This is a genomic window from Gemmatimonadota bacterium, from assembly GCA_022560615.1.
In the GTDB taxonomy this organism is placed as follows: Bacteria; Gemmatimonadota; Gemmatimonadetes; order Longimicrobiales; family Gaopeijiaceae; genus UBA1138.
The window spans coordinates 116,954-128,352 of record JADFSR010000005.1 but is presented as its reverse complement, the minus strand read 5'-3'; the positions used below and the strand labels follow the sequence as shown (position 1 = coordinate 128,352).

General features: G+C 65.2%; 9 protein-coding genes. 6 read left to right on the top strand and 3 right to left on the bottom strand.

Annotated elements, in window-relative coordinates:
* Positions 1 to 9 precede the first annotated feature (9 nt).
* From IIB36_05045 to IIB36_05020, 6 genes are all read left to right on the top strand, one after another.
* Positions 10 to 1,020 carry an FAD:protein FMN transferase gene (locus IIB36_05045; GenBank protein MCH7531116.1) on the top strand — a complete coding sequence of 337 codons (1,011 nt, stop codon included), beginning with the start codon at positions 10 to 12 and terminating at the stop codon, positions 1,018 to 1,020.
* A gap of 75 nt (positions 1,021 to 1,095) precedes the next feature.
* Complete coding sequence (locus tag IIB36_05040; GenBank protein ID MCH7531115.1) at positions 1,096 to 1,329, top strand: hypothetical protein; 234 nt, start codon at positions 1,096 to 1,098, stop codon at positions 1,327 to 1,329.
* 54 nt (positions 1,330 to 1,383) lie between these two features.
* A complete protein-coding gene (locus IIB36_05035) occupies positions 1,384 to 3,531 on the top strand; it encodes a carbohydrate binding family 9 domain-containing protein (GenBank protein ID MCH7531114.1) in 2,148 nt (715 codons plus the stop codon).
* A 257-nt stretch (positions 3,532 to 3,788) separates the two neighbouring features.
* A complete protein-coding gene (locus IIB36_05030; protein MCH7531113.1) occupies positions 3,789 to 3,944 on the top strand; it encodes a hypothetical protein in 156 nt (51 codons plus the stop codon).
* Positions 3,941 to 5,446 carry an efflux RND transporter periplasmic adaptor subunit gene (locus IIB36_05025; GenBank protein ID MCH7531112.1) on the top strand — a complete coding sequence of 502 codons (1,506 nt, stop codon included), beginning with the start codon at positions 3,941 to 3,943 and terminating at the stop codon, positions 5,444 to 5,446. The genes IIB36_05030 and IIB36_05025 overlap by 4 nt, the downstream gene beginning before the upstream one ends.
* A gap of 10 nt (positions 5,447 to 5,456) precedes the next feature.
* On the top strand, positions 5,457 to 6,671 hold the full coding sequence (locus tag IIB36_05020; GenBank protein MCH7531111.1) for an ABC transporter permease: 1,215 nt from the start codon (positions 5,457 to 5,459) through the stop codon (positions 6,669 to 6,671).
* 110 nt (positions 6,672 to 6,781) lie between these two features.
* Here IIB36_05020 and IIB36_05015 read toward each other — a convergent pair whose 3' ends face one another.
* From IIB36_05015 to IIB36_05005, 3 genes are read right to left on the bottom strand one after another with little or no spacing between them, the layout of a single operon-like run.
* Positions 6,782 to 7,801, bottom strand: a complete 1,020-nt coding sequence (locus tag IIB36_05015; protein ID MCH7531110.1) for a hypothetical protein — start codon at positions 7,799 to 7,801, stop codon at positions 6,782 to 6,784.
* Between the two features lies 1 nt (position 7,802).
* Complete coding sequence (locus IIB36_05010; protein MCH7531109.1) at positions 7,803 to 10,010, bottom strand: PQQ-binding-like beta-propeller repeat protein; 2,208 nt, start codon at positions 10,008 to 10,010, stop codon at positions 7,803 to 7,805.
* Between the two features lie 9 nt (positions 10,011 to 10,019).
* Entirely contained in the window at positions 10,020 to 11,387 is a 1,368-nt protein-coding gene (locus IIB36_05005; GenBank protein ID MCH7531108.1) for a hypothetical protein, read from the bottom strand.
* Positions 11,388 to 11,399: the final 12 nt, after the last annotated feature.

Genomic DNA, 11,399 nt, shown 5'->3' with positions numbered 1-11,399 from the left:
CCGCGCCGCTTGAGCAGACGCCAGGCCCTGAGGATCACCGCGGTCACAGGGGTCTCGCTCACACTCGGCGGAGGTCTGGTGGCCGGACTCCTCCGACGAGCTGGACTTCACAGGGTGAGTGAGACACGGACTCGCATGGGGACGTTGGTTACCGTGACGGTGGTGCACCCGGAGGTCGCGGCCGCCCGGGCGATGGTGGCGGATGCTTTCAATGAGATGGCGCGCCTCGAGGACATCCTCAGTCGACATCGACAGGGCACGCCCGTCGCGCGCCTCAACGCCGAAGGGGCCGTCCGCGACGCTCCTCCTGAGTTGATCGAGGTCATGCGCCGAGCCACCGAATACTCGACGTTGACCGGGGGCGCCTTCGACGTGACGGTCGCGCCGCTCCTGAGGCTCTACTCGTCACGGTTCGAGCGCGGGGAAGGCCTTCCCGGTGACTCGGAGGTCCGCTCGGCACTCGCGCTGGTTGGCTACCACGGTGTCCACATCGACGACCGGTCCATCTTCTTCGATGAGCCGGGAATGTCGGTCACATTGGACGGCATCGCGAAGGGATACGTGGTGGACCGGACCGTGGACGTCCTCGTCCGCGCCGGCGCTGAGCGGGTCATGGTCGACGCCGGGGGAGACATGGCGTCGGGGGGGCGAGAGGCCGGCGATGAGCCCTGGACGGTTGGGATCCAGGACCCTCACGATATGGATGGCTACCTGGGGCTGGTGCGCCTTGGCGGGGAATGCATCGCGACCTCCGGGGACTATATGCAGACGTTCACCGAAGACAGGCGCTTCCACCACATCATCGATCCCAGGACCGGCAGATCGCCTGACCACACCAGCTCAGTCACAGTTGTCGCGGGCACCGCCATGGACGCTGACGCGCTGTCCACCGCGGTCCTGGTCCTCGGTCCCGCGGACGGCTTGCGGCTGCTCGAGCGGCTGGACGGCGCTGAAGGCGTGATCGTCACAAAGAGGCACGACGTGTTGAGAACGACCGGGCTGGCTCGGTACACCGTATGACGATCGCTAAGCCGCACTTCGTCCTGGGGAATATGCTGTTCATCTCGCTGCTCTTGCTGGGCGGCCACGTACTCGGTGGAGTTCGCCGTCCATATCGGGGCCGTCGGCGTTCGCCGGACGCGCCGAGCCACGGAATCAGGCACGTTCGCGATCGACGGCGACCGGATTCTGCTCGACGCCGAGGAGGCCAGCGCCGATGGAGAGCTTGGCGACGAAGTGCTCTCCGAGATTCGGATCGAGGGCGACGTCATGAACCTGGTCTCGAACAACGGGAACAATCATGAAGTGTGGCGGAAGGTTGCGGCGTAAGGTGTCGACGGTGAGCGGTGGTGACGGACGAGGCGGTAGGCCCTCCAGGGTGCCTTGAACGTCGCCTCCGCGGCCTTGCTTGCCGCATTCTTGCAGCCCACGCCGCCGCAGCCCGGCCAGATCGCCCAACAGCTTGCCGCCACGAGGGTGAGCACGGCACCCGTCATCGACGCCGTGCTGGACGAGTCGCTGTGGGCTGGGATTCCCGCCGCGAGCGACTTCCGGCAGAGGGAACCGGCCGAAGGGTCCTTGGCCACGGAGCGAACCGTGGTTCGACTCGCGTATGACGACGCCATGCTGTACGTGTCGGCCGAGCTCTTCGACACCGAACCCTCCCTGCTTCGGGCGACCGAGCTACGCCGGGACGACGCGCTCGACAGCGACGATCGCTTCACCCTCTTGCTCGACACGTTCCACGACCATCGCAACGGCTTCGTCTTCCGTGTGAACCCTCTAGGGACCAGATACGACGCAACGGTTCGGGACGAGCGTCGCTTGCGCGCGGACTGGGACGAGCAATGGGAGGCCGCGGCCCGCGTGACCGAGACCGGTTGGATCGTTGAGATGGCGATCCCCTTCAAGATCCTGCGGTTCACGGGAGGCGAGGGGGCACAGGAGTGGGGCATCAACTTCGAGAGGGTGATCAAGCGCAAGAACGAGACGGTCCATTGGGCCGGCTGGAGCCGCGACTACGAATTCACACACGTCTCTCAGGCCGGACACCTTCTGGGGCTGGCTGGGATCACGCAGGCCGAGCGCGTGCGCATACGACCCTACCTGGTAAGCGGGGCGGAGCGGCTACGAGCCGTGGCGGACCCGAAGGGCACGAAACGTGTCCTCGAAGTCGGGATCGACGACCTCAAGCTCGCGCTCACGTCGAACCTCACGGCGGACCTGACGGTCAACCCGGACTTCGCACAGACCGAGGTGGATCAGCAACGCGTCAACCTCACCCGCTTCAGCCTGTTCTTCCCCGAGAAGCGACAGTTCTTCATCGAGGGAGGAGATGCGATGCGCGCGGGCATCAACATGCTCCACTTCGGACCGCCACCGCTGGAACTGTTCTACAGCCGGCGCGTCGGACTGGCCGGCGGAGCGCCCCAGTCGATACTCGGGGGTGGCAAGTTGACCGGGAAGGCGGGAGGTCTAGACGTCGGTCTCCTATCGGTACGAACCGAGGCTGTCGGAGGCGTCGAAGGTGAGACCTTCGCTGTCGGCCGCATCCGCAAGGAAGTCCTGGGCCGCTCCTATATCGGTGGCATCGTGACGAGTCGCGAAGGCGGCGGAAGCTACAACCGAGTGCTGGCCGCCGATGCCAACCTCATAATCGCCGACCACCTGCAGGTGGGTGCCATGTTGGCCCGCTCCTTCGAGCCGGCATCCGGCGGGGAGCGATGGGTCCGGCACGCCGCCGCGCAGTGGCGTGACGATTTCGTCCAGGCTGGCTTCACCGTTCTCGACATATCGCCCGACTTCGACCCTGGCGTCGGATTCGTCAGACGCCGAGAGCGCATGATGGGCGGGAGCGTCGCTCTCAGGCCCCGACCCAGCAGTGAGCTCATCAGACAGTTCGAGATCTCTCCCAGCCTCGTCTACTTCCATGACGATGAGCGCGACCTGCAGACCCGCCGCGCGACGGTGCGTCTGGGCGCGACCCTGGAGAGCGGCGACGTGGTGCGTCTCGATCTGAGGAACCGAGTAGAAGTGCTGGAGCGTCCGTTCGCGATCGTTCCCGGCGTGACGCTCTCGGAGGGCCGGCATGAGTGGACTTCGGTGAACGTGGAACTGCGTACATTCAACGGCCGGACGGTGCAAGGGACCGTCAGCGCGGAGATCGGCAGCTTCTGGAGCGGGACCAAGCGTACCCTGTCCATCAGCGGCAGCGCTCGCCCCAACGCCAACCTGTCCCTGCAGCCCAGCTACAGCTTGAACGACGTCGATCTGCCCGAGGGCTCGTTCAGGACACACCTGGTCGGGCTTCGTACGAACTTCTCGGTCACAGGGTCCTTCCTGACATCGGCGTTCATGCAATACAACAGCTCAGGAGACCTCGCCGCCCTCCAGGTACGCCTCAACTACATCTTTCGCCAGATCGACAACGTCTACCTGGTCTATAGCCTGACACGCTTCACCGACGGCTCGTACGACGGCCTCTCCAACAGCTCTCTAGTGCTGAAGGTTACATACTCGATGCACCGATAGGCGGTGAGTCGAGCAAGGCCCATCCCACCCCACCGCCCGCCCTTGAGCTGGTCTCGAGTCAACGTTTGAGCACTTGGTCTGTACTGACAGGTATGAGAGAGCTACGACTTATAGTGCTGGCCCAGGCTGAGCTCGAGTCGATTCTGGGGGGGGAGCGGAGCCGTGAGTGATCTGATCATCAAGATCGAGGATCTGAAGAAGGACTATGCTCGGCGCGGAGACGGTGCGCGCGGGACTCGGTGACGAGCGCGGCCATCATGCGGCAGCTCGCCGAGCTCAACGCGCAGGGACAGACGATTGTCTTGGTGACACACGGGCACGACATTGCCGAGTACTCGAAGCGGCAGATCCACCTGAAGGACGGTCTCATCGAGCAGGACTTCCTCAAAGAACGGGCGGGGGCGACGGTATGACGAAGTTGATCGGACGGTGCGCTGTTCTCGGCCTCCTCCTCGTCACGGCTAGCGCTTGCGAGGGCGGTGAGGCTGCCGAAGCGGCCTCTACCGTCGAGACGGTCGAGGTCGTGCGGGCCACTCTCCTGATCAGCGCGGAGGCCACTGGTACGATCGAACCGATCCGCGAGGTCGAGGTCAAGTCGAAGGCGTCTGGCGAGATTCTGCGGTTGCACGTCGATATTGGCGACGAGGTACGGCCCGGACAGCTGCTCGCGGACATCGACCCTCGAGACGTGCAGAACCGCTACGATCAGACGGAAGCGGACCTCGAGGTGGCGCAGGTGCGGTTCGACATCGGCGAAGACCAACTCGAGCGCTCCAATCAACTGCTCGCGCGGGAGGTCATCACGGCGCAGGAGCACGAAGGGGCACGGGTCGAGTACGCCAACTCGAGGGCTAACCTCGTGAAGGCTCAGACGAACTTCGACCTCGCGGTGCTGCAGCTCGAGGACGTGCGCATTACGGCCCCGATGACGGGCACGATCATCCAGAAGAACGTCGAAGAGGGCATGGTCATTCAGTCCGCATCCGGCAACGTGTCCGGTGGCACCACGCTGTTCCTGATGGCGAACCTACGCGAGATGCAGGTTCGCACGCTCGTCGACGAAACGGACATGGGCCAGCTCGCTCCCGGCATGGTCGCGAACGTGACGGTGGAAGCGTTCCCCGATCGCATCTTCCGCGGCGCGATCAAGAAGATCGAGCCGCAGGCGACGGTCGAACAGAACGTGACGATGTTCCCGGTCATCGTGAGCATCGACAATCGCGGAGGGCTGTTGAAGCCGGGCATGAACGCCGAAGTCGAAGTGATGGTGGATGAGGCGGTGAACGTGCTGGTCGTGCCCAACAACGCGATCGTGAAGACGACGGACGTCGGTCCGGCGGCGATGGCGCTCGGCCTGGACGTCGACAACATGGATCTGTCCGAGTTCATGAGCGCCGGCCGAGGTGGCTTCGGCGGGTATGCCGCCATGGGTGGACGCGGTGGGGGAGGCGAAGGCGCTGGCCGGGGTGGCCGACGAGGCGGGGAAGGTGGATTCGGCGGTGGACAGGGCGGAGACCACAGTGCTGGACGTGGCCAGCGGGGTGGCGGTCAGTCCGGTGAGATCACGCAGGAAGAGATGCGCGCGCGCATACAGGGCGCGATGGCAGGATTCGGTGACATGGGGGGCGACGGCGGTCCGCCTCGTGAATCCCGCTCCGCAGTGGTCTTCGTGATGGGCGCCGACAGCGTGCCGCAACCCAGGCTCATACAGATCGGTCTGAACGACTGGGACCGTACGGAGATCGTGAGCGGCGTCGAGGAAGGCGACGTGCTGGTCGTCGTCGGTGCGGCTCAGCTCATGGCCCAGCAGCAGGCGTACCTCGACCGCATGCGTGAGCGCATGGGCGGAGGCAACCCGTTCGGCGGCTCGACACGCGGCATGGGCGGCATGCGCGGTCGCGGTCGGCCCCGATAGGAGAGGCGAGATGTTATTTCTTGAGATTTTGGTGGTTTCGATGGGTGCGATCCGTGCGAACCTGCTGCGGTCGGTCCTCACGACACTGGGGATCGTGATCGGAATCGCGGCCGTGATCACGATGGTCGCGCTCGGAGAGGGCGCCCAACAGAGCGTGCAGGAGCAGATCAACCGGTTGGGCACCACGGTTCTGACGATCCGACCCGGACAGCAAATGATGCACGGCGTTGCTCGTGGCGACACCCAGATGTCCGTCGATGACGCGGCCGCACTGAGAGACGGCTCGAGTGGTCTTCTGACCGTGTCGCCCGAGCAGCAGTCCCGCATGCAGGTCACTTACCTGCGTTGGAATTCCAGTAACACGCTGATGGGCGTGTGGCCGGAGTATTTCGACATCTACAACCACAGTCTCGTCGCCGGGCGCTTCTTCACCTGGGGTGAGGTCCGGGGGCGGCGTCGCGTCGTGGTGCTCGGAAGCAATCTCCCGGAGTCGCTCGGCGAGACGCCTCCCGAGCTCCTCGTCGGCCAGACGATCCAGGTGCGCGGGATTCCGTTCGAGGTGGTCGGTGTCTTGGCGGAGAAGGGCGACGCCGCCTGGGTCCGTCCTGACGATCAGATCTTCGTCCCACAGTCGACCGCGCAATATCGGGTGATGGGTGGGCGGGACCGGCTGAGCGCGATCTACGCAGCGACTGCAACGACTGACGAGCTAGACATGGCGTACGCGGAGATCGACCGAATCATGCGCCGGGAGCGCCGGATCCGGCCGGGTGAGGATGCGGACTTCAACATCAGCAACTCATCGGACCTTCTCGCAACGTTCAACGAGACGAACGAGACGTTCACGCTGTTGCTGGCGGGAATCGCGGCAGTGAGCCTGCTCGTAGGTGGCATCGGCATCATGAATATCATGCTGGTGTCGGTGACGGAGCGCACTCGCGAGATCGGGATTCGCAAGGCGATGGGCGCGACGAAGCGAGCGATCATGTCCCAGTTCCTGGTGGAAGCACTCTTCCTGTGCACTCTTGGTGGCTTCTTGGGGGTGGCCGCCGGTTACGGTGCGGCGGAAGTGATGACGCGGGTTGCCGGTTGGGATACGGCCGTCCGGCCTGAAGCGGTGATTGCGGCGCTCGCTTTCTCGGCTGCGGTCGGTTTGTTTTTCGGGATCTGGCCAGCCCGGCGGGCCTCGATCCTGGACCCGATCGACGCGCTGCGGTACGAGTAGGCACTCTAGACTCAGAAAGGCGCTCGCGAGCAGGAACGCACCCACTCGTCCTTAGTTCTTCATGGTTGTTCTCCGATCGTTGGCGTTCGTGTCTGAAAAAGAACCGCGCGCTACCGGATTCTCTCGTATTTCACCAACGTCTGGCCTGGGACGTGTGCCCCGTACACGTTGCCCGCGCGATCCGCCGCCGCGAACTCCGCGTCGCTCGGGATGAAGGCGGTCACCTGGCCGGTCCTGGCGTCCCCGACCCGGATGCCTCTGACCCATCCTTCACCCCGCCGCTCCGCGTACCAGCCGGGCAACGCACCCGTCTGCGTGTCGGTCACGTACATGACGTCGTTTGCATCGATGTAGATGTCGCTCGGCGGGCCGAAGTGGGTCCACTGCTCCAGGAAATTTCCGTCGCGATCGAAAATCTGGATACGGATGTTGCGACGATCGCCGACGAAGATCCGTCCCTGGGAGTCCATCGCGATCGCGTGGGCGTCCGAGAGCTCGCCGGCGGCGGGGCCCGGTCCTCCCGTCCCCCAGCTCAGGTCGAAGCGGCCATCGCTGGTGAACTTGACGACTCGATTGTTGCCGCCCTCGCCGTGGCCGTCCAAGACGTAGATCTCGCCGGTCGGGGCAACCAGCACGTCGGAGGGGCCGTTGAAGCGGTCTTGATCCTCTGGCCCTCCCCAGACGCCGGCGATGCCAAGCGTCATGAGGACTCTGCCTTCCGGGCTGAGTTTGAAGACCTGCTGGCCTTTCCCCTCGGCGGCGCCCGCTTCCGCGCGCGCGCCTGTAGGACCGTCGGTGACCCAGACGTTGCCAGCGCCGTCCACGTAGAAGCCGTGGGGCCACGCGAAGAGCCCGGCACCGAAGCTCGTCACCAGGTTGCCCTCGAGATCGAACTTCAGAACGGGATCCAGATCCGAGCCGAGACAACTGTTCGCGCCGCATCGGTCCAGCACCCACAGATGTCTTCCATCGGGGTCGGGGAAGACCCCGGTCACCGCACCCCACTCCCTCCCGTGCGGAAGCGTGGCCCAGTCATCGACGGCGCGATACTTCCCGGACGACTGAGCGCTGACGTCGACCGCGGCGGCCATCAAGAGCAGCGTGAGGAGCGACAGATTCCGATACCCCATCTCAGAGCCCGCCGAGCTTGAAGACGTAGAGCGCGTTGTGACCGCTCGGACTCACGAGCTCGGGTGTGAGGAAGCTGCCGATCCGCCAGGGACTCCCACCACCTCTCCCGGTCGGTATCCCGACGTACTGGACCCCGTCGATCTCGAAGGAGACGGGAAAGCCCTCGACCGAGCTGGCTAGACGACTCTCCCAGAGCGGTTCGCCGGTGTCGACGTCGTAGGCCCGTACCCAGCGGTCGTAGTCTCCGACGAAGGCCAGGCCACCGCCGGTCGTGAGCACGCCGGTCAAGAAGGGCGCTTTCTGCTCCACGCTCCAGACCTCGTCCAGCGTCCGCACGTCGTAGGCGGCCAACTTCCCGAACAGCCCTTCCTTGCCGGGCATCGGCATCCACATGCGAACGGCCGCTGTTCCACCCCTTCCCACTTCCAAGGTCGTCGGCCGGGCGGACATCTCCATGCAGCTCTGGCTCAGGGGGGCGACGAGCAGCCCGCTCTCGGGGTAGAACGCGGTGGACGGCCAGTTGTGGCCTCCCGCGGTGGACGGGCAGACGGAGAGCCAATCACCTACCTGGGCTTCTTGGATGTCCTTGCGGTAGCGGATCGCGCCGGTCTCGCGATCGAGGCCCGCGAACACGTTCTGGAAGACCGTCTCTGTCAACCCCAAGAAGGTCCCGTCCCGCCGATCGAGCTTCCACAGGATTCCGGACTTCCCGATCGATAGGTGGAGCGGGACACCGTCGACGTCCACGAGGACCTGCTCGAAGGCCTCATCCATGTCGAGTGTCTCGCCCGGGACGTGCTGCCTGTACCAGACGATCCGCCCGTCGTCTACGTCCAGCGCCAGCGTCGAGTTGGCGTAGAGCGTCGAGTCGGCGGTCGTGAGCCCACGACTCGCGGCCATCCACGGCTTGGCCTGCGCCGTGCCGAAGTAGACGAGACCCAGCTCGGGGTCCCAGCTGCCCGTGATCCATATGTCCGCGCCGCCCCTCAGCTCGAGAGGAAAGTCGCCCCAAGTGTCTCCGCCGGGCTCCCCCGGGCGTGCCACGGTGTAGGTGCGCCACAGCTCCTTGCCGGTCCTGGCGTCGTGGGCCGTGACGAAACAGCTCTCCTCCTGGAGGCGAGTGCATCCGCCGATGCCGGTGATCACCTTGCCGTCGGCCACGACGGGGCCAGAGCTGTACGCGAAGCCGAGATCGTGATCGGCTACGTCTGTCTCCCAGCGGACGACACCGGTGCGGGCGTCGAGAGCGACCAGGTTGGCGTCCAGGGTCGCGACCAGGATGAGGTCCTCCCAGATCGCCAGGCTCCTCAGGTGGCCCCGCCCGATGCTGGTGCCCTCTGCGAACTTCCGGCGGTACTCCCACAGCAGAGTGCCGTCCGTGCCGTCCAATGCTTGAATGACGTTGGCCTGGCTCGGGAGGAAGATCACGCCGTCTCGGACCAGGAACGACGATTGGCTCGTTCCGGGCTCCATCCCCCACACCCAGGCGAGCTGCAGGCGGTTGACGTTCCCCCGGTCGATCTGGTTCAACGCGCTGTAGCCCTGCGCTCCTGGAGTGCCACGCCACTGGAGCCAATCACCCCTGGGAGGGTCGGCCAGATCCGAGTTGGAAACGGGCGTGAAACGAGAGGGGACACGATACGTCCGGGTGACCCCGGTGGGCGTCTCCGAGATTTCGGCCACTTCCGGTGCGGCGTTGACGGCCTCCGGCGAGGGGACGGTCCCGATCCGGCCGGGGACCGGTGGACGGGCCGCATTCGTGGCTCCGGTCGCTGATATGTCCCCTGCGGCGAATGCTCGTCCCGGGGAGGCGAGGCTCAGAGGGGTGTCGGCCGGAGAGACCCCGTTCTCACGGAGCAGGTAGGCTGCCACCGAAGCGGCTTGCTGCTCGCTCAGCGTGCGCGGGGCGTCGGGGGGCATGGTCTCGCGGATCAGGTCGAGCAGATTCGCCACCGTCCCTGCGCGCCAGCCGGCACGGAAGCTGGGACCTGACAGTTCCGGCGCCTCGAACGAACCTCTCAGGTTCGCGAGGTGGCACTCAGCGCACGTCTGCCGATACACGGCTGCGCCGGCTTCGGCCTGGTCACGCGTGTAGGCTGCCTGCTGCGTTCCGGCTGCGCCTTGGGCCGTCGCCCGGGCGCCCGGCCATACCACTGCTGCCGCGACGAAGAAAAGCGACAGGACGACACGTTGGGGCGTGCGAATCAAGCTTCTATCCTACCGACGCTCTTCTTCCGTCCCGCCCTGCTCCTCCTCCGAGACCAGCTTGGCCCTCCTCTCCGCCACCAGCCGATCGTACTCCTCCTGGTCGAGCTCGGTGATGCCGACCCACATGTGGGACATCTCGTCGACGCCCCGTCTGCCGAATACGACCCATTGCTCGGGATCGGGGTTGAGTGGGTTAGCCGCGGTGTTGTCGAACACGGACGTGAGGAGGAGCATCGTCCCTTTGGGCAGAAGCGGCCTCGCGTCCGCTGAAAACTGATACGCGATCTGCCAGATGTGCTTGTAGTCGGAGACCTTGCCCAGCATCTCCCGCCGACCGTCCGGGTAGATCGCCTCCAGGGACATTTCCTTGCCCCTCATGTGCAAGTGGGGCCGGAAGCTGCTGATCAAGGTCGGCTGGTCGAGCACGTGTACGCCCTGAAGAACCTGTTGTCCGTGGGGCGGAATGAGGATATCACCGCCCCTCGGCATGCCACCCATCCGGTCGGCCCGCAGCAACACCTCGCCTCTGGTCTCGGTCTTCGGCTTCTCCCCCTCGGGATAGAACCAGATCCCGACGTCGACGACGTCCTGGGGGACGCTGATGCCGACCGGGAAGTAGTGGAGGCTCCACGTCACTTCCGCCTCGCCAGCCGGAAAGAGCATACCGACGTCTTCGGCGAAAATCTCGTAGCGCTTCCCTACTCCGTAGTGCGCGAGTCCGATCTGTCGGCCTCCCGCCCTCAGGTAGGCGTGGCCGTGGTGGACGACCCTGAGGCCGAGCGGCCAGGCCGGCTTGAATTCGTACGCCTTGATCCAGCGCTCTTCCTCGAGCCCGGCGAACGGCACGCTGGGGGCCCACCACTGGTCCTGACCGTTGTCCACGACGTCGTAGGGCGTCGACTGAACGATCAGATCGGGCGGCCGGCCGAACCGCTGCTCGAGCTGCCAAGCACCACCCTCCAAAAGGTCGGGGAGGGGGGGCATGTCCGCTTCGTCACCCTTGGGTGCGCCGGCATCCACCCAGCGAACGATCGTCTCGATCTCTTCATCGGTCAGAGAGACATCGTTCTCGTAGTCCTGGATCCCTACGGTCCGATCGACGTGCCAGGGCGGCATGATACGCGCTTTGACCCGCGACCTGATGCGGGGCGCATACGTCCTGGCGTCCTCATACGTGAGCAACGACATCGGCGCGAACGAATTTGGACGGTGACAACTCGCGCAGTTCTCGTAGAGGATCGGCGCGACGTCCTTGGCGAAAGTGACCTCCTGCGCTAGGGCAGGGGACGCTGCGAGCAATGTCAGAATAGCCGAGGTCGCTAGGCCGGTGCCGAGGCCCCGCACAAACCGCCAGTGGGGTGAGCTTTCTCTTGTCATGATGTCCTCCGC